The organism is Leifsonella bigeumensis (assembly GCF_039537265.1).
Classification (GTDB): Bacteria; Actinomycetota; Actinomycetes; order Actinomycetales; family Microbacteriaceae; genus Terrimesophilobacter; species Terrimesophilobacter bigeumensis.
Genome location: NZ_BAABAE010000003.1, coordinates 1,379,178 through 1,404,524, shown reverse-complemented (window position 1 = coordinate 1,404,524; position 25,347 = coordinate 1,379,178). Strand labels below are relative to the sequence as shown.

Here is a 25,347-nt window from a genome sequence, read left to right as displayed (position 1 = left end):
CATGGCATCCGGGGCCTTCGCCGAAAGCGGGGCGGACCTCGAGCTTGTCGGCATCCAGAAGCGCTTTCCTGGCTTCACCGCTATCGAACACCTCGACCTGACGATCCCCGCAGGGTCGTTCTTCGCCCTCCTCGGCCCGTCCGGGTGCGGCAAGACCACGACCCTGCGGCTCGTCGCCGGGCTCGAGGACCCGACGGAGGGGAGGATCCTCATCGGGGGCAAGGACGTCACGGGGCTCAAGCCGTACCAGCGGCAGGTGAACACGGTGTTCCAGAGCTATGCGCTGTTCCCGCACATGACGGTGCTCGAGAACGTCGCGTTCGGCCTGCGCCGGCGCAAGATCGCCGACCCCGTGGAGAAGGCGCATGAGGCACTGCGGCTCGTCGAGCTCGACCACCTCGCCGCACGCAGACCACAGCAGCTCTCCGGCGGCCAGCAGCAACGCGTCGCGCTCGCCCGCGCCATCGTGAACCGGCCGGCCCTGTTGCTGCTCGATGAGCCTCTCGGCGCGCTCGACCTCAAGCTGCGTCGTCAGATGCAGCTCGAGCTGAAGTCGATCCAGGAGGAGGTCGGGCTCACCTTCGTCCACGTCACGCACGACCAAGAGGAGGCCATGACGATGGCCGACACGGTCGCGGTCATGAACAAGGGCGAGATCGAACAGCTCGGCGCACCGGAGGAGCTCTATGAGCTGCCGAAGACCGCGTTCGTCGCCAACTTCCTCGGGCAGTCCAACCTGTTCACCGGCAACGTGTCCGGTTCGACGAGCACGAGCATCACAGTCGATGTCGAGGGCGCGAAGATCACGGTGCCGACCAGCAGGGCGCAGCGCCACACCGGCGAGGTCACGGTCGGGGTCCGGCCGGAGAAGCTCCACCTGCACAAGGAGGAGCCGAAGAAGGTGGCCGGAACCAACTCTCTCGGACCCGGCCGCATCATCGATGTCTCGTTCAGCGGGGTGAGCACCCAGTACACGATCGCCCTCCCGGGGATGGGGGCGATCTCGGTGTTCCAGCAGAACATGACGTTCGGGCCTCTCGCCGGCGAGGGTGCAGAGGTCTGGGTGAGCTGGGATGTCGAACACGGTTTCGGTCTCGCCGACGAAGCGGCACCGACCCCGCGGTTCCCCGCGGACACCGACACGGCCACCATTGCGGTGCAGAAGAAGCGCGCCCTGATGTCGGAGCTCGAGGGAGCCTGAGCGTGGCCTTCAGCGCATTCGCCACCGGGACGGCGCAGGAGCAGGCGCCGAGGCGCAAGAGCAGGATCGCCCTGTTCCTGCTCCTGCCCGGCATCCTCTACCTCATGCTGTTCTTCCTCGTCCCGCTCGTCTCGCTCGTCCTGACCTCGCTTCAGGAACCGAAGCTGCTCGGCGACATCGGCGAGTACCAGACAGCCTTCAAGTGGGAGAACTACGTCACCGTCGTCGACATGTACGGCGAGCACATCCTGCGCTCGTTCCTCTACGCCATCCTCGCGACGATCTTCGCGCTCCTGTTCAGCTACCCGCTCGCCTACTTCATCGGGGTCAAGGCCCGGCGCTGGCCGCTCCTGCAGAACCTCATGCTCGTGCTCGTGATCGCCCCGTTCTTCATCAGCTTCCTGCTGCGCACCCTCGCCTGGAAGTCGATCCTCTCGGATGAGTCGGCCGTCATCACCGGCCTCAAGGCGCTCGCTCTCATGGCACCGGATGCCCACTTCACCGGCACCCCGGCGGCGGTCGTGTTCGGGCTCACCTACAACTTCATCCCGTTCATGACGCTGCCCCTGTACTCGACGCTCGAGCGCCTCGACACCCGGCTGCTCGAAGCCGGAAGCGACCTGTATGCGAAGCCGTCGATGACGTTCTTCCGGGTCACGGTTCCCCTCTCGATGTCGGGCATCGTCTCCGGCGTGCTGCTCACGTTCATTCCGGCCGCGGGCGACTACATCAACGCGAGCCGCGATTTCCTGGGGGGTACGGGCACCGCCATGATCGGAAACGTGATCGAGAGCAACTTCCTGGTCTCGCTCAATTACCCGGCGGCAGCGGCGCTCTCCATCATCCTCATGGTCGTGATCCTGGTGATGGTCACCGTCTACGTCAAACGGAGTGGAACGGAGGACCTGCTGTGACGCTCCAGGAAGGCCGTGTCGTCGCGCGGGCCGTGACCTCCCCGGCCCCTCCGTCGCGACGGGGTTCCCGCCTCGGTTTCGGAAACTGGCTTCTGCCGCTCTACGCGATCGTGGCGTTCGTGTTCCTGCTCATCCCGATCGCCTACACCTTCGTGTTCTCCTTCAACGACTCGGTGAAGTCGAACATCGTGTGGCGCGGGTTCACCTTCGACAAGTGGCTCAACGTGTGCGACCAGATCGACGTGTGCGTTGCGTTCGGCAACAGCATCATCGTCGGGGTCACCGCGACGATCGCGGCGACGATCCTCGGGACGATGATCGCGATCGCCCTCGTGCGCTACCGCTTCCGGTTCCGCTCCGCGATCAGCCTCCTGCTGTTCCTGCCGATGGCGACCCCCGAAGTGGTCCTCGGTGCAGGGCTCGCCGCGGAGTTCCTCACGGCAGGCGTCGAGAAGGGGCTCATGACGATCATCATCGCGCACACGATGTTCTGCGTGAGCTTCGTCGTCGTCACTGTCAAGGCACGGGTCTCCACGCTCGACCCCGCGCTCGAAGAGGCGGGGCGCGACCTCTACGGTTCGCCGAGCCAGGTGTTCTGGCGGGTCACCTTCCCGCTCCTGCTCCCCGGGATCATCGCTGCAGCGCTGCTGTCGTTCGCCCTCAGCTTCGACGACTTCATCATCACGAACTTCAACTCCGGAACGACGAGCACCTTCCCGAAGTACATCTACATCTCGGCGGCGCGGGGAATCCCCGCGGAGGCGAACGTCATCGCCTCCGCAGTGTTCTTCTTCGCGATCATCCTCGTGCTCATCTCGCAGATATCGGCCGCCGTGCGGAGGAAGCGGCTGGAGAGGGTCGGCTGAGGTGACGGATACTGCGGTCTCGGCAACCGCCTATGCCGATCGCGACCGGCTCGCGGCGCTCTGGTACCAGGAGGTCGAGAGGTTCCGTGCGGAGCGCCCGGAATCGGAGAGGCTCTGGCGTGCGGCGACGCCGCACCTGCCCGACGGCGTCCCCATGCTCTGGATGGCGAAGTGGCCCGGCCCCTGGCCGGTGTACGTGACCTCGGCCGCCGGAGCCCACTTCACCGATGTCGACGGGCTGGACCACGTCGACCTGTGCCTCGGCGACACCGGCGCGATGTGCGGGCACGCTCCGCCGGCATCCGTCGCCGCGCTCTCCGCGCAGCTCGCGAAGGGCTCGACCTTCATGCTCCCGACCGAGGACGCTGCGATCGCCGCCGAACTCCTTTCCGACCGCTTCGGGGTCCCGAGCTGGCAGTTCACGTTGTCGGCGACGGATGCGAACCGCAGCGTCATCCGGTACGCGCGGCAGGTCACCGGTCGCCGGAAGATCCTCGTCCACGACTACTGCTACCACGGCTCCGTCGACGAGACCTTCGCAACCCTGGACGCCGACGGTGCCGTCGTCGAGAGACGGGGCAACATCGGCGCGCCGGTCCCGCCATCCGAGACGACGGCCGTCGTGCCCTTCAACGACATTCCCGCGCTCGAGCGGGCGCTGGCGACCGGTGAGATCGCCGCGATGCTCATCGAACCCGCGCTCACCAACATCGGCATCGTGCTGCCAGAGGACGGTTACCACGCGGCGGTGCGCGAACTGTGCACGCGATACGGCACGATCCTCGTGATCGACGAGACCCACACCATCAGCGCGGGTCCCGGCGGCATGACGAAGGCGGACGGGCTGCAACCGGATGCCGTCGTCGTCGGCAAGAGCATCGGCGGCGGGATCCCGGCTGCGGCATTCGGGATGACGGCCGAGCTCGCCCAGCGTGCGAGGGACAGCCTCGAGCTCGAGGACATCGACGTCGGGGGAGTGGGCGGGACCCTTGCGGGCAACGCCCTCTCGCTCGTCGGGATCCGGGCGACGCTCTCCGAGGTCCTCACCCCGGCCGCGTTCGAGAACATGACCGCGCGTGCCGTCGAGTGGACGGCCGGAGTGCAGGCCTCGATCGACGAGTTCGGTGCGCCATGGCAGGTCACCCGGCTCGGTGCACGCGCCGAATACAGCTTCCGCGCGACACCGCCGCGCGACGGGGCCGAGGCCGCGGCGGCCGATGACTTCGAGTTGCAGCAGTACCTTCACCTCCACGCGCTCAACCGCGGCATCCTCATCACCCCGTTCCACAACATGGCCCTCATGAGTCCCGCGACGACGAGCGGGGACGTCGATCGCCACACCGTGGCCTTCCGCGAAGCGGTCGAGAGCCTCTACGGCTGAGCCGTCCGAAGTCGGCTGTCCCCTGTTTTGGTACTGGGGTGTCGACGGACCCTGTGCCAGTATCGAACGAGGTCGGTTCACCGACCCGATCACAGCGCTATTGGGGAGTCAAGCACCGTGAGTTCATCGAAATGGAACAACCATGCCGTACCGGGCGGGGCACCGCTTTCAGCCGGGCTGCTCAAGGGCGCGTTGACGCGCAGAACCATGCTCCAGGGCGCGGGGATCGGGGCATCCGCCCTCATGCTCGCCGCCTGCTCGACCTCGGGGTCGAAGCGACCCGTGGCCGCGGTCGACAAGTCCGAGTCGCAGAAGTCGCTGCGCTTCGACAGTCGTGACACCTACCGCAATACGACGGGTGAGGACTTTCCGCTCATCGGGGCCTTCGGGGATCTCTCCGGCATCTCGGTGACCTACACGAACGCCGTGAGCGACGACAATCTGTATTACAGCAAGGTCAAGGACCAGTTGAGGCTCGGCCAGGACATCGGGGCGGATGCCGCGGTGCTGAGCGACTGGATGACGGCCCGCTGGATCCGCCTCGGCTACGTGCAGCAGTTCGACCACGCCAACATCCCGAACCTCGAGAGCATCCGTCCGCGGTTCAAGGACTCCGACGGCGACCCGGGCCGCAGGGGCTCCCTGCCCTGGCGGAGCGGCTTCACCGGCATCGCCTGGAACAAGGCGGCGATCCCGGAGGGCCTCGCCTCGGTCTCCGACCTGTGGGACCCGTCTCTCAGGGGCAAGGTGGGGGTGATGTCCGCCATGCGCGACACGCTCGGTCTCATCATGCTCGATCAGGGGGTCGACATCGAGGGGCCGGAGTGGGGCGACGCCGAGTTCTCGGCCGCCGTCGAGGTGCTGAGGACTCAGATCGAGGGCGGGCAGCTGCTCGGGATCAAGGGCAACAAGTACAAGGAGGATCTCAAGAGCGGGGCGACGATCGCCGCGATCGCCCGCGCCGGGGACATCATGCAGATCAATCAGGAGGCCGGCGACCAGTGGGAGTTCGCGATCCCCGCTGCGGGCGGGGTGCTCTGGAGCGACAATGTGGTCATTCCGATCGGCTCGACGCACAAGGCGAACGCCGAGGCGTTGATCAACTACTACTACGATCCGGCCAACGCGGTGCAGGTGGCGGCGGCGACGAACTTCATCTCACCCGTCGACATCCGCCAGCTCGAGATCGACGTACTCGATCCGGAGGTCGCGGCCAATCGCATGGTGTTCCCGACTCCCGTCACCTTCGAATCGGCGAAGGTGTTCCGCACCCTCGACCAGGGCGAAGAACAGCGTTACACGGCCCAGTACCAGACGATCCTGCTGGGGGCCGGCTAGCCCCCGGACTGGGGTGCGAATGTGCCCCTTTTTGGTGGTCAGGCGACGCACAGCCCTGTGTCAGGATCGACACGGGGTATGTACGCACCCGCTCACGATGCTGTGAAGGACGCGAACCATGAATCGAACGATGCTGCAGGAGGCCGTTTCCGGCCGGGTTGGCGGGGGTGCGGGGCTGTCACGCCGCACGATCCTTCAGGGTGCCGGACTCGGCGCCTCCGCCCTGCTCCTCGCCGCCTGCTCGACCGCCGCACAGGGCCGGCCGGAAGCCGCGGTCGACCGGTCTGAGTCGCAGAAGTCGCTGCGCTTCGACAGTCGTGACACCTATCGCAACACGACGGGTGAGGACTACCCTCTTCTCGGCAGGTTCAGCGACGCCACCGGCATCTCGGTGACCTACACGAACGCGGTGAGCGACGACAATCTGTATTACAGCAAGGTCAAGGACCAGTTGAGGCTCGGCCAGGACATCGGGGCGGATGCCGCGGTGCTGAGCGACTGGATGGCCGCCCGCTGGATCCGCCTCGGCTACGTGCAGGAGATCCGCCGAGAGAACATCACGCATTTCGATAACCTGCGGCTCATGTTCCGGGATTCGGAGTTCGATCCCGGCCGTCATGCGTCACTGCCCTGGCGCAACGGCTTCACCGGCATCGCCTGGAACAAGGAAGCCATCCCGGAAGGCCTGACCTCGATCTCGGACCTCTGGGATCCCTCGCTCAAGGGCAGGGTCGGCGCCATGTCGGCCATGCGCGACACGCTCGGTCTCATCATGCTCGACCAGGGTGTCGACATCTCCTCGAGCGACTGGAGCGATACGGAGTTCTCGGCCGCGGTCGAGACGCTGAGAGCGCAGGTGGTGAGTGGCCAGCTCAGCAGCATCAAGGGCAACAAGTACAAGGAGGATCTCAAGAGCGGGGCGACGATCGCCTCGATCGCCCGCGCGGGCGACGTCATGCAGATCAACCAGGAGGCCGGCGACCAGTGGGAGTTCGCGGTCCCCGCAGCCGGCGGCGTGCTCTGGAGCGATGTCGTGGTGATCCCCGTCGGCTCGACCCATCGAACCAACGTCGAGGAGTTCATCGACTTCTACTACGACCGGCAGAACGCCGTCGAGGTGGCCGCGGCGACGAGCTTCATCTCGCCCGTCGACCTCCGTCAGCCTGAGATCGGAACCATTCCGGAGGCTGTCGCCCGCAACCTCATGATCTTCCCGACCGAGGCGGTGTTCGCGACGACGAAGGTGTTCCGCACCCTCGACCAGAGCGAGGAACAGCGCTTCGGCGCCCAGTACCAGACGATCCTGCTCGGCGCTTCCTGACCGGGGGAGTGCGGCGCGAGGAGGGCTGTGGCGGCGCCGTCGTCGTGCAAGCGTTTCCAACCCGGTGCAATAGGCTGATTTCCATGGCAGATTCCGACTGGTGGCGTTCCACGGTCATCTATCAGGTGTATCCGAGGTCGTTCGCCGATTCGGATGGCGACGGGATGGGTGATCTTGCCGGCATCGCGCGTCGCCTGCCGGCGCTGCATGAGCTCGGCGTCGACGCGGTCTGGCTCTCGCCGTTCTACACCTCCCCGCAGAACGACGCGGGCTACGACGTGGCCGACTACTGCGACGTCGATCCACGGTTCGGAACGCTCGCCGACTTCGACCGGCTCATCTCGGCCACTCACGAACTCGGGCTCCGCCTCATCGTCGACCTCGTCCCTAACCACACCTCGGACCTCCACGCCTGGTTCCAGGAGGCACTCGCTGCGCCGGAGGGGAGTCCGGAGCGGGCGCGGTATCTGTTCCGCGACGGAAAGGGGCCGGACGGCAGCACCCCACCGAACAACTGGGAGTCGGTGTTCGGCGGCCCGGCCTGGACGCGGGTCACCCGCCCGGATGGAACGCCCGGCCAGTGGTACCTCCACCTCTTCGACACATCCCAGCCCGACCTCGACTGGGATAACCCCTGGGTGCGCGAGCAGTTCCACGGCATCCTGCGCTTCTGGCTCGACCGGGGCGTCGACGGGTTCCGGGTGGATGTCGCCCACGGCCTCATCAAGGAGGCGGGGCTTCCCGACTACACCGCTTCGGCGGCGGGCGGGAGCATGGGCGGCGGGGCGCACGACGTCGAGCCGGTCGAAGCCGAACCGGCGGCAGCGGCCGGACCGACCGCAACCGTGCCGGCGGCCCCGGATCCGGTGTCGCCGCCATACTGGGCGCAACCCGGTGTACATGAGATCTATCGCGACTGGCGCACGATTCTTGACGAGTACGAGGGGGATCGCGTGCTCGTCGCCGAGGCCTGGGTCGATCCGCCCTCGAAGCTCGCGAACTGGGTGCGTCCCGACGAGATGAACCAGGCCTTCAATTTCGCCTACCTCGAGACGCCGTGGCAGGCCGCGAAGATCCGGAACGTCGTCGACGCCTCCCTCGAAGCCTTCACCGGCGTCGGTGCCCCGAGCACCTGGGTGCTCTCGAACCACGATGTCGTGCGGCACGCTTCGCGGTTCGGCCTCAAGGGTGAGAATCCGCAAGGGTCCGGCATCGGTCCGAAGTCGCCGGAGAAGCCGAACGGTGTCGTCGGACTGCGCAGGGCACGCGCGGCGACACTGCTCATGCTTGCGCTTCCGGGGAGCGCATACCTGTACCAGGGCGAGGAGCTCGGGCTGCCCGAGGTCATCGACCTTCCGGATTCGGCTCGCCAGGATCCGACCTGGGAACGCACCCATCACGAGCGCTACGGTCGCGACGGGTGCCGTGTGCCGATCCCCTGGGAGGCCGCGGCCCCGGCCTACGGCTTCAACACCACCGGAGAGAGCTGGCTCCCGCAGCCGGCCGATTGGGCCGGCTATGCCCGTGACGCGCAGGAGGGCGAGGCCGGTTCGACGCTCGAGCTCTACAAGGCGGCGCTGGCGCTGCGGGCGGAGCACACGCTTGGGCTGGGCTCAGTGGAGTGGCTGCCCGGCTATCCGGCGGATGTCGTCGCATTCCGCAACGGGAATGTGACGGTCATCGCGAACACCGGTTCGTCGATCGTAACGTTGCCCGCAGGAACCGTGGCGCTGTCTTCCGAGCCGGTCGCCGCGGAGCTCCCCGGCGACACGACCGTCTGGCTTGTCGCAACCGCTGGTTGAGTAGCGCGCCCGAGGGCGCGCGTATCGAAACCCTTGAGAAACTGCTTCCGTCGGCCGCAAGGCCTCTCCGGTCGAGCTTGTCGAGACCGCGCAGCGGACAACTGTTCACGAGATACCGCGAACTGCGGCAAATGTGGGGTCGGCGTGCACGCAACCCCGAAGTTGCCGCAGTTCGCGACGGGATCGATGCGTGTCAGCGAAGAATCCCCGTCGCGCCACCGGCCGCTACGAGCGCACCGACGATGACAAGGGAGAGCCCTCCCGCCGCCATCAACAGCGGCGACTGCGTGTGCGGCCCGATGGCGTAACCCCGTCGCACTCGTTGTGCACGCGCAAGCCGCGAGATCTGATTCCGGAAGAAAAAGAAGCAGGTTCCGAAAATCATCGCGAAGGGGCCCCACACGAGTGCGACGATTTGGCCCTCCGTCATCCAGCAACTCTATCGAGTGCCGCGCCCCTGGGGGCCGAGCAGATGCGCGTGGATCAGAAGGCCGCGCGAATCGCGCCGACCGGTTGCCCGCCGCCGAGCACCTTCTCCGTGACGAGAGAGGTGACCCGGTCCGCATCGGAACGGGGCACCGCTCCGGCCTGCGTGAGCAGCTCGAGTGCGACGAGGCTCGTCACACGATGGCTGCCGTCCAGTGACTTGAGCGCCACAGCGGTCCCGTCGGACGATCCCATGGCCATGACACCCTCCGCGCCGCCCTTAGCGATGAGCCCCAGTTCCTCGATGACGACGGTGTTGGGCAGGCCCTGGCCCTGGATCGCCCAGGCGTTCGAGCGGATCGCCTCGGCCAACCGCACGGCATCGGCATCCGGCCCCGTCGCGTTGACACCCCTGGCCAGGCGCGAGAACGCCGTGGCGAGGCCTCGCAGGCTCACCGCGAAGAGCGGGGCACCGCATCCGTCGACGCCGACGTGGCCGACGGGCTCGCCGGTGAACTCCTCGATGGTCTCCCGCACGCGCACCTGCAGCGGATGCGCAGGGTCCAGATAGTCCGCCGTCGGCCAGCCGTTCTCGACGCACGCGAGCAGGAACGCAGCGTGCTTGCCGGAGCAGTTCATCGTGACGCGCCGCTTCTCACCGCTCGTGCGCGCGACGGCGGCCGCCTCGACATCGCCCGGCCAGTCGAGGGGGCATTGGAGCGCGTCTTCGGTCAGCCCGGCCCGCTGCAGGAGCAGCGTGACGACCTCGACGTGCGCAGGGGTCCCGGCGTGGCTCGCGGAGGCGAGAACGAGCTGCGCGCCCTCGAGCGATACCCCCGAGCGCAGCACGGTGATCGCCTGGAACGGTTTGAGCGACGAGCGCGGGTACACGAGCGCATCGACATCGCCGAGGGCCCGGATCACCTCACCGGTGGGGGAGACGACGACCGCGGCGCCGACGTGCCGCGACTCTACGAGGCCGTTACGCTCGACGCGCGCCAACTCGACCGCGCCGTCCACGCCGAGCGCGTGCCGTGTAGCGGGATCACTCACAGGGAAGCGAGCGCGTCCTCGATCACGCTGACCGCATCCAGGAGCAGCTCGTCGCTCACCGCGAGACTCGGCAGGAACCGGATGACGTTGCCGTAGGTGCCCGCCGTCAGCAGGATCACCCCGTGCTCGAACGCATACGTCGAGATCGCGCTGACGGCGGCGGAGTTCGCCTCCTTGGTCGTCGCCCCGGTACCCGGCTGCACGAACTCCATCGCGAGCATGGCGCCGATACCGCGCACGTCGCCGATGATGTCGAACTTCGACTGGAGGCGCAGCAGTTCGGGCTTGAGGGTGTTCTCGATGCGCACGGCCTCGGCGAGGAGGTCATTGGTCTCGATCGACTCGAACACGGCGATCGCCGCCGCCGTCGAGACGGGGTTGCCGCCGAAGGTGCCGCCGAGGCCGCCCGGGTGGGAGGCATCCATGATCTCGGCACGACCGGTGACCGCCGCGAGCGGAAGCCCGCCCGCGATGCCCTTCGCCGAGAGCACGAGGTCGGGGACGAGCCCGAGGTGCTCGCTCGAGAAGTATTTGCCTGTGCGGGCCATCCCGGCCTGGATCTCGTCGGCGATGAAGACGATCCCGTTGTCGGTGCACCACCTCTGCAGGGCGGGCAGGTAGCCTTCGGCGGGCACCATGAAGCCGCCCTCGCCCTGGATGGGCTCGACGACGAGGCAGGCGAGGTCGGATGCCCCGGCCGTCTTCTCCAGGAACGCGATCGTGCGCTCGGCGGCCTCCGCGCCGCTCAGGCCGTCGTGGTACGGGTACGAGCTCGGTGCGTGGTGGATGTCACCGGCGAAGGGCCCGAAGCCGAGCCCGTAGGGCATCGACTTGTAGTTCATCGCCATCGTGAGGTTCGTGCGGCCGTGGAAGGCGTGGTCGAGCACGGCGACCGCGCGGCGACCGGTGTATTTGCGGGCGATCTTGACGCCGTTCTCGACCGCCTCGGCGCCCGAGTTGACGAGCACGGTCTTCTTGGCGAAGTCGCCCGGCGTGTGCTGCGCGAGCAGCTCAGCGACGCGCACGTAGCCCTCGTACGGGGTGATCGTGAAGAGGCCGTGGGTGAGCTCGCCCAGCTGACGGCTCGCGGCGGCGACGACCCCGTCATCCGTGTGGCCGATCGTGGTGACGCCGATGCCGGAGCCGAGGTCGATGAACTGGTTGCCGTCGACGTCGACGAGGATGCCGCCGTGCGCGTGATCGACGTAGATGGGAAAGCCGGATGCGGCACCGCTCGCCACGACGGCGTTGCGCCGCTCGTGGAGGGCGTTCGACTTCGGACCGGGGATCGCGGTCACGACACGGCGCTCCTGGGCGACCTTGGTGAACGCGGGGATGGAGGGTGCGAGCGTGTCAGTCATAGTGAGCCAAGTCTATCGCCGCACCTCGTCTCTGCCAGTGAGGTAGCGTGCACTGCGTGGGTATGGAACATCGCTACGCGACGACGATCGAGTGGCTCGGCAACCGCGGTACGGGAACGAGCGGCTACCGGGACTACGGGCGGGAGGTGCTGCTCACGGTGGAGGGCAAGCATCCGATCGAGGGGTCGGCCGACCGGACCTTCCACGGCAACGCCGACCGCTGGAACCCGGAGGACATGCTCGTGGCCTCCCTCAGCCAGTGCCACCTGCTCAGCTACCTGCACGTCGCGGTGCTGCACGGTGTGGTCGTGACCGCGTACGTCGACCACGCGGTCGGCGAGATGCAGCAGACCCCGGATGGCGGAGGGCACTTCGTGTCGGTCACGCTGCGCCCGACGGTCACGGTCGCTTCCGCCGACATGGTGGACGCGGCGCTCGCCGCTCACCGTGAGGCGAGCGAGAAGTGCTTCATCGCCAACTCGGTCAACTTCCCCGTGTTACACGAACCCCTTGTTCTCGTCGACACGGCATCCCCCTGAGTTCAGCTTCGTCATAGCCTGAACGGATATGCTCGTCGTCGGCTCCCCGCCGATCATCCCGTCACAACGAAGGCAGGCCAGTGCACAAGATCATCTCCTCCGTCGCGCTCGCCGGTATGGTCGCGCTTTCCCTCGTGGCGTGCAGTACGCCCTCGGCGCCCGATTGCGACGTGACGCCGTCGGGCCCGGCCTCGTCGAAGATCGCCGTGTCGGGTGCGGCGGATGCCGAGCCGACCGTCACCATCCCGTCCCCGCTCGACACCACCGAGACGCAGCGGACGGTGGTCACCGAGGGCGACGGCGAGGTGGTCGAGCCGGGCATGTACGTGACGACCAATTTCGTGCTCTACAACGCGGCCACCGGCGATCGGATCGACGGTTCGAAAGACTTCTCCTCGAGCGGCGAATTCCCCTTCGTCGTCGACGGTTCCCGGATACTGAGCGGCATCGTCAAGATCGTGCAGTGCTCAACCGTCGGCTCGCGTGTCGTCGGGATCGTCCCCCCGGCGGATGCCTTCGGCAAGGATGGGCCGAACTTCGGCGTCGGCGCCACCGACTCCCTCGTCTTCGTCTTCGACATCAAGAAGGTCGAAGCGAGCGAGCCCTCGGCCGCCCCTGTCGAGTTGCCGACGCCCGCAGAGTGGACGCAGAATGTCCCCACCGTCGACCTCGGTGGTGACGTTCCCGTCGTCACCCTGCCGGCGACCGACCCGCCCGCCGAGCTGGAACTGCTCGTCATCAAGGCGGGCGACGGCGACCTCGTGACGGACACCTCGACCGTGACCGTCGATTATCAGGGGACGTCCTGGGACACCGGAGAGATCTTCGACCAGAGCTACACGAGGGGTGAGCCGAGCACCTTCCCGGCGACCGGCGTCATCAAGGGCTTCGCCGCCGCCATGGTCGGCCAGAAGGCCGGCGCCACCGTGCTCGTCACGATCCCACCGCAGTACGCGTACGGAACGGATCCCAATGCACACGATCTTGGTGGGCAGACGCTCGTGTTCCTCATTCAGATCCGCAAGGTCTCCTAGACCGGAGAGCGCATATGGAAACCGTGCTCCTCTACATCCTCGGGATCGTCATCGTCGCCCTGGGGCTCGCGATCTCGATCGCGCTGCACGAGTTCGGTCACCTCGTTCCCGCGAAGTTGTTCGGCGTGCGCGTCGGCCAGTACATGATCGGTTTCGGCCCGACCCTGTGGTCGCGTCGTCGCGGTGAGACCGAGTACGGGGTCAAGGCGATCCCACTCGGCGGCTACATCTCGATGGCCGGAATGTTCCCTCCCGCGAAACCCGGCGGCAAGGCGCGCACGGCGAGCACCGGGTTCTTCCAGACCATGGTGCAGGATGCGCGCACCGTGAGCGCCGACACGGTTCCCGAGGGCGAGGAGCACCGTACCTTCTACAACCTGTCGATCTGGAAGCGCATCGTCATCATGACCGGCGGTCCGTTCATGAACCTCGTGATCGCCGTCGTCCTGTTCGCCGTGGTGCTCTGCGGGTTCGGCGTGCAGCAGGTGTCGACGACGATCGGGAGCGTGAGCGAGTGCCTGCTTCCGGCGACGAGCACCGAGACGAGCTGTGCGCCGAACGACCCTGAGGCGCCGGGCGCGGTGGCGGGCATCCTGCCGGGGGATCGGCTCCTGAGCATCGGTGGGGAGCCCGTCACGAGTTGGGCGCAGGCCACGGCGATCATCCAGAAGTCTCCGGCGAAACAGCTTGCGCTCGTCGTCGAACGCGACGGCGGTCAGGTCGAGCTGGTGGCAACCCCCGCGCTCACCGAGCGCTACGTGTACGACGCGGACGGCAGGAACGTGACGGATGCCGACGGCACGCCGCTCACCCAGGAGGTCGGGATGCTCGGCATTACAGCGGCGTACGAACTCGTGCCGCAGCCGGTCACCGCCGTGCTGCCCGCGGTCGGAGGCAACATCGCGGCCGTGACCAACATCATCCTGCACCTTCCGCAGCGTCTAGTGGACGTCGCCAATGCGGCGTTCGGGCCGGATGCGCGCGACCCGAACGGCCCGATCAGCGTCGTCGGGGTCGGGCGTATCGCGGGAGAGATCACGAGCCTCAACACGATCCCGATCGCCGACCGGGCGTCCTCGCTCATCGGCCTTGTCGCTTCGGTCAACGTCGCGCTCCTGGTCTTCAACCTCGTCCCGCTCATGCCCCTGGATGGCGGGCACATCGCCGGCGCGCTCTGGGAGGGGATCCGCCGGTTCTTCGCGAAGCTGTTCAAGCGGCGCGACCCGGGGCCGGTCGACACGGCGAAGGTCATCCCGCTCACCTTCGCGGTCGTGATCCTGCTCGGCGGGATGAGCCTGCTGCTCATCTACGCCGACATCGTGAAGCCGATCTCGCTCCTGTAGCGGGGGCGTTCGGGCGTGATCTTTGAATCGCCGCCCATGGACGCCCGCCACACCCGCGATCCAAAGATCACGCCCGAACGCCGGTCAGCGGCTGAGGAGCAGCGCTTCGCCCTGGCCGCCGCCGCCGCACAGGGAGACCGCAGCGCGCCCGGATCCGCGCCGTTTGAGCTCGTAGGCGGCGTGCAGTGCCAGACGGGCGCCGGATGCCCCGATCGGGTGGCCGAGCGCGATCGCGCCGCCGTGGATGTTGACGATGTCGAGGCTCACGCCGAGCGCTCGTGCGGAGTGGAGTGATACGGCGGCGAACGCCTCGTTCATCTCCACGAAGTCGAGGTCGCTCGTCTCCCAGCCGCCACGCTCGAGGGCCTGGGCGATGGCGTGCGCAGGCTGGGAGTGCAACGAGTTGTCGGGGCCGGCGACCTGGCCCGGGGCACCGATGACGGCGAGCCATTCGAGGCCGTGCGCTTCCGCGTAGTCGCGGCTGGCGATGATGAGCGCCGCGGCCCCATCGCTGATCTGGGAGGAGTTGCCTGCCGTGATGGTGCCCTCCGCGGAGAAGGCCGGGCGCAGGCCCGCGAGGGACTCCTCCGTGGTCTCCGGCCGCACGCCTTCGTCGGCGGAGACGACCGTGTCGCCCTTGCGTCCGGGGATCGTAACGGGGACGATCTCCTCGGCGAGGAGGTCCGCGGCGGCAGCGGCGCGCTGGTGGGAGCCCGCCGAGACCTTGTCCTGGTCACCGCGCGAGATGCCGAGGGGCGTGTTGTGGCGCTCGGTGGAGAGCCCCATGGAGTCGTGGTCGAAGGCATCCGTGAGCCCGTCGACGGCCATGTGGTCGAGCACGTCGACGGATCCGTACCCCCAGCCCTTGCGGGAGCCCATGAGAAGGTGCGGTGCGTTGGTCATCGACTCCTGGCCGCCGACCGCGACGACCTCGGCTTCCCCTGTGCCGATGAGCCGCGCACCGTCGATGACGGCGGTGAGCCCGGAGAGGCACAGTTTGTTGATCGTCGTCGCCGGAACGTCCCAGCCGATGCCGGCCGCGATCGAGGTCTGGCGGGCCGGCCCCTGGCCCGATCCGGCCTGGAGCACCTGGCCGAAGAGGACGGCGTCGATGTCGCCGACGTCGACCTTCGAGCGCGCGATGGCCTCGCGCAGGGCGGCGGCCCCGAGTTCGACCGCGGTGAGGGAGGAGAGTGCGCCCTTAAGTTTGCCGAGCGGGGTTCTCGCCCCGGCGAGGATGACGACTTCGCGCTGACTCATGAGTGCTCCTGTTAGGTTTCGACGGCGTGCGGCGGTGTGCCCACTTGACACTCTAGCGCGCAGCAAGCTACTTTACTGAGACCTGAATCGTCTGTCATGTTTGGACGATTCCCCACGTCACCACAGCATGAAAGGCAGATAATGCGAGTAACGAAGAAGTACCTCGCTCCGGCCATCCTGGCCGTCGCAGGGCTGGCGCTCGCCGGATGCGCACCCACCGTCGACGAGAACCCCGGCACCGACCTCGCTCCGGTCAAGATCGCCATCATCACCTCCACGACAGGCCCGCTCGGAGGCTACGGCGCCGAGTACACGGCAGGCTTCAAGGCCGGACTCGACTACGCGACCGACGGCACCGGCACGGTGGACGGGCGCGCGCTCGACATCAGCTACGTCGACGACGCCGGCGACGCCGACAAGGCCGTCTCCGCGGCCAAGGATGCGATCGGCAACGGAACCCAGATCATCGCGGGCACCGCATCATCCGGTATCGCCCTCGCGGTCGCCGAGCAGGCCGCCCAGAACAAGATCCTCTACATCTCGGGCCCGGCCGCGGCCGACGCCATCACCGGTGTCAACGAGTACACCTTCCGTTCGGGCCGCCAGACGGTGCAGGATGTCGCCACCGCGGGAACCTTCGTCGGCGATCTGGAGGGCAAGAACATCCTGGTCTTCGCGCAGGACACCGCGTTCGGACAGGGCAACGTCGCAGGCGTGCAGGCGGTGCTCGGCGCCAAGGGTGCCAACGTGACCGGTGAGCTCGTCCCGGAGGACGCGACCGAGTTCACGCCGTTCGCCCAGAAGATCCGCGACGCGGCGCCCGACATGGTGTTCGTCGCCTGGGCCGGTGCGACCACCGGCGCCATGTGGCAGGCGCTCTCCCAGCAGGGCGTCTTCGACACGATCCCGGTCGTCACCGGACTCGGCGACATCGCCAGCTACGGCGCATACGGTGAGGCGAGCGAGGGCATCAGCTTCCTCAACCACTACTTCGGCGGCGCGGCGGGAACCGAGATCGAGAAGACGATGATCTCCTACCTCGACAAGAACGGCGAGAAGGCCGACCTGTTCACGCCGGACGGCTTCGCGGCAGCCCAGATGATCGTGCACGCGATCGCCGAAGGCGGCGGAGACGACGTCGCGAAGATGATCGCCTCCCTCGAGGGCTGGAGCTTCGACTCGGTCAAGGGCAAGATGACCATCCGGGCCGAGGACCACGCGCTCATCCAGCCGATGTTCCAGGCCAGGCTCAAGGCATCCGGTGACACCTACGTGCCCGAGCTCATCAAGGTCGTCGACGCCGGCACCGTCGCGCCGCCGCTGGCCAAGTAGGACCTGCAAGGTAATACCGTTACACGATGACTGCCAACCAGCCCGTGCTCGCCGTCGAGCACCTCAGCCTGCGGATCGGGGGCGCGCGCATCCTCGAGGATGTCACGCTCTCGGTCACCGAAGGCGAGATGCTCGGCGTGATCGGCCCCAACGGAGCGGGGAAGACCACCCTGTTCAATCTCGTGTCCGGCGTGATCGCACCGACTTCCGGTGCGATCCGTCTGGCCGGGAGGGACGTCACGAACGAGCAGATCCACGCGCGAGCGCGGGCTGGCCTTGGCAGGACCTTCCAGACCTCGAGCCTCTTCAACGGTTTGAGCGCACTGGAGAACGTGAGACTCGCCGCGCAGGTCGCGCTCGGTGGAAGCCTCTCCATCGTCCGGTTCCCCCATCGGGGGGATCAGGCGACGACCCGCGCGATGGAACGCCTCGACGAGGTGGGGCTCGCGCACCACGCGAAGACGGAGGCCGGGGTGCTCTCCCACGGCGACAAGCGCAAGCTCGAGATCGCCATGCTCCTCGCCGCCGACCCCAGGGTCATCCTGCTCGATGAGCCCATGGCCGGCGTCGCCTCTGGCGACGTCCCCGGCCTCGTCGAGGTCATCCGCGGTCTCCACAAGGATGCCGGGCGCACCGTGCTCATGGTCGAGCACCACATCGACGTCGTGCTCGGGCTCGTCGACCGGGTCGCGGTCATGCACCACGGCCAACTGCTCGCCGACGGGACGCCGGACGAGGTCATGGCGAACCCGGCCGTGCAGGGCGCCTACCTGGGGGATGCGGCATGAGCGACATCCTCACCGTCCGCAACCTGAGCGCGCGGATCGCCGGCCAGCAGGTCGTCGAGGACGTGAGCTTCGACGTCGCTGCGACCGGCGTCACGGCGCTCCTCGGCCGCAACGGCGTGGGTAAGACGAGCACCATCAAGGGGATCCTCGGCCTCATCGAGCGCCGGGGCGAGGTGACGCTCTTCGGGGAGCACGGCGACGGGGAGCGCATCGACCGCCAGCGCACTCACCGCATCGTCCAGCGCGGTATCGGCTACGTGCCGGAGGACCGCGAGGTCTTCGCGAAGCTCACCGTCGCCGAGAACCTGCGCCTGGCCGAGCGCGATCCCAGTCCCCGTCGCGAGTTCGTCGCAGGCTTGTTCCCGGATCTCGTCGAGCGCGCCGGCCAGCTCGCCGGAACCCTCTCCGGCGGCCAGCAGCAGATGGTGTCGCTCGCGCGCGCCCTGCTCAACGACAACCGGCTCCTCCTCGTCGACGAGCCCACCAAGGGCCTCGCCCCGATCATCGTGGGTGAGGTCGCCGCCGCACTCGCCGAGGCAGCGAAGACTGTCCCCGTGCTGCTCGTCGAGCAGAACCTTCAGGTCGTGCGCCAGCTCGCCGACGATGTCGTCGTGATCGCGGGCGGCCGCGTCGTGCACACGGGCATCGCGACCGAGTTCCTCGACGACGAGTCCCTCATCCGCCGTTTCCTCGGCGTGCACACGGAGCAGGAGGCGACCTCGTGAGCACCGTCATCCTGCTTCTCATCACCGGGCTCGGCCTCGGCGCACTGTACTTCCTGGTGGCCTCCGGCCTCTCACTCATCTACGGCCTCATGGGGGTCCTGAACTTCGCCCACGGCTCGTTCCTCACCCTCGGCGCCTTCGCCGGCTGGGAGCTCGCCCGCAGGCTCGGCGCCGACAACTGGGGCACCTTCGTCGCCTCCCTCGTCCTGGGCGCCGTCGTCGGCGCAGCCTTCGCCGCGGCGACCGAGTTCTTCCTCATCCGCAAGCTCTATGAACGGCATATCGAGCAGGTGCTCGTGACGGTCGGTCTCGCCCTCGCCTCGGTCGCCCTGTTCGACGGGATCTGGGGCGTCGACCCGATCTTCGTGACCGGCCCCGCCTGGCTCGACGGCACGACGGATGTGCTCGGCGCCTCCATCCCCAACAACCGGTTCATCCTCATCCTCGCCGCGATCGTCGTGCTGCTCGGGATCGTCGCCTTCCTCAAGTACACGCGCTTCGGGCTCATCATCCGGGCCGGTGTCGAGAACCGGTCGATGGTCACCGCGCTCGGCATCGACGTGCGGCGGGCGTTCACGGTCGTCTTCGCGATCGGCGGTGCTGCGGCCGGGTTCGGCGGGGTGCTCGCCGCGAGCTATTACGGCTATGTGAGCCCGACGATCGGGGGTTCGCTCCTCATCTTCGCGTTCATCGTCACCGTCATCGGCGGGCTCGGATCGCTGAGCGGCGCCGCGATCGCCTCCGCGATCGTCGCCGTCCTGCAGCAGTTCGCCAACTACTACCTCGGTGGAACCGGTGACTTCGTGGTCGTGCTGCTCCTGGCTGCGGTGCTCCTGGTGAAACCGAGCGGACTTCTCGGGAGCAAGGCATGAAGCGCGTGAGGGAAGTGCTGGCCATGCCGGTCGTCAAGTGGCTTCTTGCCGGGGTCCTCGTCGGCTTCCTGGCGATCCTCCCGTTGCTCGCTCTCAACATTCCCGGCGTGCTCCCCGGCCCGACCTACACGCCCGGCACCCTGCAGCTGCTCGCCTTCAGCATGCTCATCGCCGCGCTCGCCCTCAGCTACCACCTGATCTTCGGTGTTGCGGGCCTGCTCTCCTTCGGCCACACCCTGTACTTCGCGATCGGCGCCTACGGTCTCGGCATCGCCCTGCGCCACTTCGGACTGGAGCTGCTCCCGGCGATCGTCCTGACCTTCATCGCCGGCCTGTTCGTCGCCGCAGCGGTCGGCGCACTGAGCCTGCGGGTCACCGGAATCTCCTTCGCCATGGTGACGCTCGCCTTCGCCCAGGCCGGATCGGTGCTCATCCGCAAGAATCCGGGTCAGCTCACCGGCGGGGACGAGGGCCTCACCCTCGACACGACGCACGTGCCCGACTTCCTGGTCGGGGTGCTGCAGACGAAGAACCTGTACTGGCTGTGCCTGGCGATCCTCGTCATCGTGTTCCTCGTGACGAGCTGGTTCGAGCGCTCCCGCGCCGGGCACGTCGTGGCAGCCACCCGGGAGAACGAGCTGCGCGTCCGGGTCATCGGCATCCGCCCGTACTTCGTCAAGCTCCTCACCTTCGCGATCGGCGGGGTGCTCGCAACGGTCGTCGGCATGACCTACCTGCTGCTGCAGAGCAGCGCGACGCAGAAGCTCGCCTCGGCGGACTTCACGCTCACCCTGCTCGTGATCGTCGTGCTCGGCGGTGTCGGCTACCGCTGGGGAGCCGTGATCGGGGGCGTCGTCTACACCTTGCTCGACCAGCGGCTCACCGCCTTCGCCTCCTCGGATGCCGTGAGCGCGCTCCCGGACATCCTGCGGATCCCCCTTTCCCAGCCGCTGTTCATCCTGGGAACGCTGTTCATCCTCGTGGTCCTGTTCCTTCCCGGCGGTATCGCCGGCGTTGCGAGCAGAATTGCGAAGGGAAGGACGAGGGCGAACGACCCTCGTGACGTCCTGGAGGAACTCGGATGACCGACGAACTGCACACCCTGGGCCGCTGGACGCGCGACCGTGCCGTCGCGACGCCCGACCGCGTCGCCGTGGACGACCGCGGCGTCGTTCTCACCTACCGGGAGCTCGACGAACGGGCGAGCGCGCTCGCGGAGAACCTCCTCGACCGGGGCTACGGGGTGGGCGACCGCATCGCGACGATCACCGGCAACAGCGCGGACCACGTCGTCGTGTTCTTCGCCTGCGCGAAGGCCGGGCTCGTGCTCGTTCCGCTCTCCTGGCGGCTCTCGCCGCGCGAACTCGCCCTGCAGCTCGAACAGGCGGATCCGGCTCTCCTGCTCGTGGAGGACGAGTTCACGACCCTGAGCGTCGCGACGACTCGCCGTCTCGTCCAGCCGCCGGTGGTCCGCTCGCTCGGCGGGAGCGGTATCGAGGCCGACGTGCCGCATCCGGTGCGCAGCGCACGTGGCCAGGGCGGGTTCGAGGACCCGCCGGTTCGTCGCGAGGTGCGCGACGACGACGCCCTCCTCATCGTCTTCACCTCCGGTACTCAGGGTCGGCCGCACGGTGCGATCCTCACCCACGGCAACTGCTTCTGGACGAACCTCGCGCTCTCCCGCACCGCCGAGATCACGAGCTCGGACATCGTCCTCGCGGTCATGCCGCAATACCACGTGGGGGGCTGGAACGTGCAGCCGCTGCTGGCCTGGTGGGTGGGCGCGACCGTCGTGCTCGAGCGCACCTTCGACCCTGGACGCGTGCTGCAGCTCATCCAGGAGCGCCGGATCACCACGACCATGGGCGTTCCGGCGAACTACCTGTTCCTCTCCGAGCATCCGGCCTTCGCCACGACCGACCTCTCGAGCCTGCGGCACGCGATCGTGGGAGGCGCACCCATGCCGGAACCGCTCCTGCGCACCTGGCACTCGCGCGGCGTCGCCCTCACGCAGGGCTACGGGCTGACCGAGGCCAGTCCGAACGTGCTGTGCCTTCCCGACGAGGATGCGCGCACCAAGGTCGGTCTCGCCGGAAAGCCCTACCCGCACGTGGAGGTGGCCGTCGCCGACCCGGTCACCGGCGATGAGCTCGAGGGGGAGGCGAGCGGGGAGCTTCTCGTGCGCGGCCCGAGCGTGTTCCCCGGCTACTTCCGCGACCCGGAACTGAGCGCCGTCACCCTGCGCGGCGGCTGGCTCCACACCGGCGACCTCGTGCACCGTGACGCGCAGGGGTACTTCCGCGTCATCGACCGGATCTCCGACATCTACATCTCCGGCGGGGAGAGCATTTCACCGAGCGAGGTCGAGAACGTGCTCTCCGGGCATCCGGCCGTCGCCGATGTCGCGGTCGTCGGCGTCCCGGATGACCGCTGGGGCGAGGTCGGTGTCGCCTTCGTGGTGCTTCGCCATGGCGTCCCCACCGACGAGAAGGACCTGCTCGACCTGTGCCGCGCCCAGCTCGCGGCCTTCAAGGTGCCGAAGAGCGTCGTCATGCTGTCGAGGCTGCCGCGCTCCTCCGCCAACAAGGTGCTGCGGAGGGTGCTCGTCGAGGACTACACCGCTTCCGGCCGCGTCGACACCGCTGCGGAGGCACGCCCATGACGGATGCGCCTCGCACCGCGCGCGGTACCCGCACGCGCGCCAGACTGCTCGAAGCGGCCGAGCAGGTCTTCGCCGAGTGCGGCTACAGCGAGGCCTCCATCGTGCGCATCACCGAGGCCGCCGGGGTCGCGCAGGGAACCTTCTACCTGTATTTCTCGAGCAAGCTGGAGATCTTCGAGGAGCTCGTCGAGGACCTCAACCGTCGCGTCCGGCATGCGATGACCGAGGCTGCGGCCGGTGCGACGACGAGGATCGAGTCCGAACGCGCCGGCTTCCGCGGCTTCTTCGAGTTCACGGCGCAGCATCCGGCGCTCTACCGGATCGTGCGCGAGGCCGAGTTCGTCTCCCCGAGCGCGCTGCGGCTGCACTACACGCGCATCGTCGACGGGTACATCGACGGGCTCAGCACGGCACGCGACAACGGCGAGGTCGGCGACATCAACCCGGGGATCGTCGCCTGGATTCTCATGGGCATCGGCGAGATGGTGGGGATGCGCTGGGTCCTGTGGGGCAGCGACGTCGCGGACGACGGTGCGGCCGGAGCTGAGAACGACCCGACCGCGAGTGGCACGTCCCGGGTGCCGGACGAGGTCTTCGAACAGATGATGCGCTTCATCCAGCGCGGGCTCGGGGCGCCGGCGCCCGGTACCCCGCCGGAGCACGCGCAGAAGACAGGAAAGGACAGGACATGACGGACCTGACCGGGCGCAGGGCGCTCGTGACCGGGGGTGCGAGCGGTATCGGCGCCGCCTGCGCGCGGGTGTTCGCGCGGGCGGGCGCCCACGTGATCGTCGCCGACCTCAACGGGGATGCCGCGACCGCGGTGGCCGGCGAGCTGGGCGGCGAGGCCTGGCAGGTCGACCTGAGCGACACCGCGGCACTCGCCGATCTCGAGCTCGACGTCGACATCCTCGTCAACAATGCGGGCATCCAGCATGTCGCCCCGATCGAGGAGTTCGACCCGATGAAGTTCAGCCTCATCCTGCGGCTCATGCTCGAGTCGCCGTTCCTGCTCATCAGGGCGGCGCTGCCGAAGATGTACGAGCGCGGCCACGGGCGCATCATCAACCTGTCCTCGGCGCATGGACTGCGCGCGAGCGCGTTCAAGTCGGCCTATGTCACGGCCAAGCACGGCCTCGAGGGTCTGTCGAAGGTCACGGCGCTCGAGGGCGGGCCGCACGGTGTCACGAGCAACTGCATCAACCCCGCCTACGTGCGCACGCCGCTCGTCGAGAAGCAGATCGCCGACCAGGCGCGCATCCACGGCATCCCGGAGTCGGAGGTCGTCGAGAAGGTCATGCTCGCCGAGATCGCCGTCAAGCGGCTCGTCGAACCGGAGGAGGTCGCCGACCTCGCACTCTGGCTCGCCGGGGACACCTCGGGCATGGTCACCGGCGCCTCCTACACGATGGATGGCGGGTGGACGGCGCGATGACCGGCCTCGACGCTCGCTTGGGCTACACCCGGATGTCCGTGTCGGTGCGCGGAGGCGATCTCGCCGTCGGCACGTGGGGGCCATCGAACGGCCCCGCGGTGCTCGCCGTGCACGGGGTCACCGCCAACCACCTCACCTGGCCGGCCCTCGCCCGGCGCCTGCCCGGCATCCGGATCATCGCGCCGGACCTGCGCGGTCGCGGACGCAGCAACACCCTGCCGGGGCCGTGGGGAATGCCGCAGCATGCCGATGACCTCGCCGCTGTGCTCGAGCACCTCGGTATCGAGCGCGCCGTCGTGGTCGGTCACTCCATGGGGGCGTTCGCCTCCCTCGTGCTCGCGAACCGGCATCCGCAGCTCGTCTCCTCGCTCGTGCTCGTCGACGGGGGCCTTCCACTGCCGGCCCCGGCCGGCATGAGCGACGAGGAGCTCATGATGGCGACGCTCGGGCCGGCGGCGGAGCGCCTCTCGATGACGTTCGCCTCGCGCGAGCGGTACCGCGAGTTCTGGAAGCTGCACCCCGCGTTCGCGCGCGACTGGAGCGAGCTCGTCGAGGACTACGTCGACTACGACCTCGTCGGCGACGAGCCGAACCTGCACCCCTCGAGCTCCTACGACGCGGTCGCCGAGGACTCGATCGAGCTGCGCGGCGGAACATCGCTGCTGCGCGCGATCGACGAGCTCGCCCATCCGACGACGTTCCTCTCCGCGCCGCGTGGGCTCATGGACGAGATCCCACCGCTCTACCCGGTGGAGGCGGTGGCCGAGTGGTCCAGGAAGTTACCCGATGTCCGGATGCTGGCCGTCGAGGACGTCAATCACTATACGATCGTGATGTCGGACCGCGGAGCTCAGGCGATCTCCGGGGTCGTCATGGAGGCTATCCGGCGCGAGACGGTGTCTCACAACGAAGTGGAGCAGGCATGAGTTTCGACAAGTCAGTTCCGAGCGCGGCCGAGGCGGTCGCCGACATACGGGACGGCGCGAGCCTCGCGGTCGGCGGTTTCGGCCTCTCCGGCAATCCGATGGTCCTCATCGAGGCGATCCTCGCCTCCGGGGTCAAGGATCTCTCGATCGTGAGCAACAACTGCGGCGTGGACGACTGGGGGCTCGGCATCCTGCTCGGCGCCCAGCGCATCCGCAAGATGACCTCGTCGTACGTGGGCGAGAACAAGGAGTTCGAGCGGCAGTTCCTCTCCGGCGAGCTCGAGCTCGAGCTCACACCGCAGGGAACGCTCGCCGAGAAGCTGCGCGCGGGGGGATCCGGTATCGCTGCCTTCTTCACCCCCACCGGGGTCGGCACGCAGGTCGCGGAGGGCGGGCTGCCGCGCCGGTATGCGCCGGACGGCTCGATCGCGATCGCCTCACCGGTGAAGGATGTGCGCACCTTCGAGTTCAACGGCCGGGAGCGCGAGTTCGTACTCGAGGAGGCCATCACGACCGACTTCTCGATCGTCCACGCCCTGCGCGGCGACCGGCACGGCAACCTCGTGTTCAACAAGGCGGCCCGCAACTTCAACCCGATCGCTGCGATGGCCGGGCGCGTGTGCATCGCCCAGGTCGAGGAACTCGTCGAGCCCGGCGCGATCGACCCGGACACCGTGCACCTCCCGGGCGTCTACGTGCACCGCGTCGTCGAGGTCGGCACCGGTATCGAGAAGCGCATCGAGCGCCGGACCGTGAGGGAGAACTGAC

24 protein-coding genes are annotated in these 25,347 nt (G+C 68.0%); 20 read left to right on the top strand and 4 right to left on the bottom strand.

The genetic code is table 11. The annotated features are described in order from the left end of the window. The first annotated feature begins 1 nt into the window (after nt 1). The 7 genes from ABD678_RS11985 to ABD678_RS11955 all read left to right on the top strand — a co-directional run bounded on the left by ABD678_RS11985 (nt 2) and on the right by ABD678_RS11955 (nt 8,823). Nucleotides 2–1,201, top strand: a complete 1,200-nt coding sequence (locus ABD678_RS11985; protein ID WP_344756929.1) for an ABC transporter ATP-binding protein — start codon at nt 2–4, stop codon at nt 1,199–1,201. Between the two features lie 2 nt (nt 1,202–1,203). Continuing rightward, the gene (locus tag ABD678_RS11980) at nt 1,204–2,115 is read left to right on the top strand and encodes an ABC transporter permease (RefSeq protein WP_344756927.1); all 912 of its coding nucleotides are present in this window, start codon (nt 1,204–1,206) and stop codon (nt 2,113–2,115) included. Between the two features lie 32 nt (nt 2,116–2,147). Continuing rightward, the gene (locus ABD678_RS11975) at nt 2,148–2,981 is read left to right on the top strand and encodes an ABC transporter permease (protein ID WP_344757194.1); all 834 of its coding nucleotides are present in this window, start codon (nt 2,148–2,150) and stop codon (nt 2,979–2,981) included. A gap of 1 nt (nt 2,982) precedes the next feature. Continuing rightward, on the top strand, nt 2,983–4,362 hold the full coding sequence (locus ABD678_RS11970; protein WP_344756925.1) for a transaminase: 1,380 nt from the start codon (nt 2,983–2,985) through the stop codon (nt 4,360–4,362). A gap of 117 nt (nt 4,363–4,479) precedes the next feature. After that, complete coding sequence (locus ABD678_RS11965; protein WP_344756923.1) at nt 4,480–5,700, top strand: ABC transporter substrate-binding protein; 1,221 nt, start codon at nt 4,480–4,482, stop codon at nt 5,698–5,700. A gap of 118 nt (nt 5,701–5,818) precedes the next feature. Then, the gene (locus ABD678_RS11960; protein ID WP_344756921.1) at nt 5,819–7,021 is read left to right on the top strand and encodes a polyamine ABC transporter substrate-binding protein; all 1,203 of its coding nucleotides are present in this window, start codon (nt 5,819–5,821) and stop codon (nt 7,019–7,021) included. Nucleotides 7,022–7,104: 83 nt separating this feature from the next. After that, on the top strand, nt 7,105–8,823 hold the full coding sequence (locus ABD678_RS11955) for a glycoside hydrolase family 13 protein (RefSeq protein ID WP_344756919.1): 1,719 nt from the start codon (nt 7,105–7,107) through the stop codon (nt 8,821–8,823). Between the two features lie 193 nt (nt 8,824–9,016). Here the strand turns inward: ABD678_RS11955 and ABD678_RS11950 are convergent, their stop codons facing one another. From ABD678_RS11950 to gabT, 3 genes are read right to left on the bottom strand one after another with little or no spacing between them, the layout of a single operon-like run. Further along, nucleotides 9,017–9,253: a hypothetical protein gene (locus ABD678_RS11950; protein WP_344756917.1), complete on the bottom strand. Its 237-nt coding sequence runs from the start codon at nt 9,251–9,253 to the stop codon at nt 9,017–9,019. Between the two features lie 53 nt (nt 9,254–9,306). Next, nucleotides 9,307–10,302, bottom strand: coding sequence for an asparaginase (locus tag ABD678_RS11945; protein WP_344756915.1), 996 nt, complete (start codon nt 10,300–10,302; stop codon nt 9,307–9,309). Continuing rightward, on the bottom strand, nt 10,299–11,663 hold the full coding sequence (gene gabT / locus ABD678_RS11940; protein WP_344756913.1) for a 4-aminobutyrate--2-oxoglutarate transaminase: 1,365 nt from the start codon (nt 11,661–11,663) through the stop codon (nt 10,299–10,301). Before gabT ends, ABD678_RS11945 begins: the two co-directional genes overlap by 4 nt. Before the next feature lie 62 nt (nt 11,664–11,725). On the opposite strand from gabT, the gene ABD678_RS11935 reads away from it, so the two are divergent. From ABD678_RS11935 to ABD678_RS11925, 3 genes are all read left to right on the top strand, one after another. Beyond that, the gene (locus ABD678_RS11935) at nt 11,726–12,202 is read left to right on the top strand and encodes an OsmC family protein (protein WP_425561987.1); all 477 of its coding nucleotides are present in this window, start codon (nt 11,726–11,728) and stop codon (nt 12,200–12,202) included. Between the two features lie 80 nt (nt 12,203–12,282). Then, nucleotides 12,283–13,236, top strand: coding sequence for an FKBP-type peptidyl-prolyl cis-trans isomerase (locus ABD678_RS11930; RefSeq protein WP_344756909.1), 954 nt, complete (start codon nt 12,283–12,285; stop codon nt 13,234–13,236). 14 nt (nt 13,237–13,250) lie between these two features. After that, a complete protein-coding gene (locus ABD678_RS11925; RefSeq protein ID WP_344756907.1) occupies nt 13,251–14,579 on the top strand; it encodes a M50 family metallopeptidase in 1,329 nt (442 codons plus the stop codon). An 84-nt stretch (nt 14,580–14,663) separates the two neighbouring features. On the opposite strand, the gene ABD678_RS11920 is transcribed toward ABD678_RS11925, so the two are convergent. Continuing rightward, nucleotides 14,664–15,839, bottom strand: coding sequence for an acetyl-CoA C-acetyltransferase (locus ABD678_RS11920; RefSeq protein WP_344756905.1), 1,176 nt, complete (start codon nt 15,837–15,839; stop codon nt 14,664–14,666). 141 nt (nt 15,840–15,980) lie between these two features. On the opposite strand from ABD678_RS11920, the gene ABD678_RS11915 reads away from it, so the two are divergent. From ABD678_RS11915 to ABD678_RS11870, 10 genes are read left to right on the top strand one after another with little or no spacing between them, the layout of a single operon-like run. After that, on the top strand, nt 15,981–17,171 hold the full coding sequence (locus tag ABD678_RS11915; protein WP_344756903.1) for a substrate-binding domain-containing protein: 1,191 nt from the start codon (nt 15,981–15,983) through the stop codon (nt 17,169–17,171). A gap of 26 nt (nt 17,172–17,197) precedes the next feature. Further along, entirely contained in the window at nt 17,198–17,959 is a 762-nt protein-coding gene (locus ABD678_RS11910) for an ABC transporter ATP-binding protein (protein ID WP_344756901.1), read from the top strand. Next, nucleotides 17,956–18,684, top strand: a complete 729-nt coding sequence (locus ABD678_RS11905) for an ABC transporter ATP-binding protein (protein ID WP_344756899.1) — start codon at nt 17,956–17,958, stop codon at nt 18,682–18,684. The genes ABD678_RS11910 and ABD678_RS11905 overlap by 4 nt, the downstream gene beginning before the upstream one ends. After that, a complete protein-coding gene (locus tag ABD678_RS11900) occupies nt 18,681–19,556 on the top strand; it encodes a branched-chain amino acid ABC transporter permease (RefSeq protein ID WP_344756897.1) in 876 nt (291 codons plus the stop codon). Before ABD678_RS11905 ends, ABD678_RS11900 begins: the two co-directional genes overlap by 4 nt. Beyond that, on the top strand, nt 19,553–20,641 hold the full coding sequence (locus ABD678_RS11895) for a branched-chain amino acid ABC transporter permease (RefSeq protein WP_344756895.1): 1,089 nt from the start codon (nt 19,553–19,555) through the stop codon (nt 20,639–20,641). Before ABD678_RS11900 ends, ABD678_RS11895 begins: the two co-directional genes overlap by 4 nt. Continuing rightward, a complete protein-coding gene (locus ABD678_RS11890) occupies nt 20,638–22,218 on the top strand; it encodes an AMP-binding protein (protein ID WP_344756893.1) in 1,581 nt (526 codons plus the stop codon). Before ABD678_RS11895 ends, ABD678_RS11890 begins: the two co-directional genes overlap by 4 nt. Continuing rightward, nucleotides 22,215–22,910 carry a TetR/AcrR family transcriptional regulator gene (locus ABD678_RS11885; RefSeq protein ID WP_344756891.1) on the top strand — a complete coding sequence of 232 codons (696 nt, stop codon included), beginning with the start codon at nt 22,215–22,217 and terminating at the stop codon, nt 22,908–22,910. The genes ABD678_RS11890 and ABD678_RS11885 overlap by 4 nt, the downstream gene beginning before the upstream one ends. Further along, nucleotides 22,907–23,653 (top strand): 3-hydroxybutyrate dehydrogenase, encoded by a 747-nt coding sequence (locus ABD678_RS11880; RefSeq protein ID WP_344756889.1) that lies wholly within the window; start codon nt 22,907–22,909, stop codon nt 23,651–23,653. The genes ABD678_RS11885 and ABD678_RS11880 overlap by 4 nt, the downstream gene beginning before the upstream one ends. After that, nucleotides 23,638–24,579 (top strand): alpha/beta hydrolase, encoded by a 942-nt coding sequence (locus tag ABD678_RS11875; RefSeq protein WP_344756887.1) that lies wholly within the window; start codon nt 23,638–23,640, stop codon nt 24,577–24,579. The genes ABD678_RS11880 and ABD678_RS11875 overlap by 16 nt, the downstream gene beginning before the upstream one ends. Continuing rightward, the gene (locus ABD678_RS11870) at nt 24,576–25,346 is read left to right on the top strand and encodes a CoA transferase subunit A (protein WP_344756885.1); all 771 of its coding nucleotides are present in this window, start codon (nt 24,576–24,578) and stop codon (nt 25,344–25,346) included. The genes ABD678_RS11875 and ABD678_RS11870 overlap by 4 nt, the downstream gene beginning before the upstream one ends. Nucleotide 25,347 lies beyond the last annotated feature (1 nt).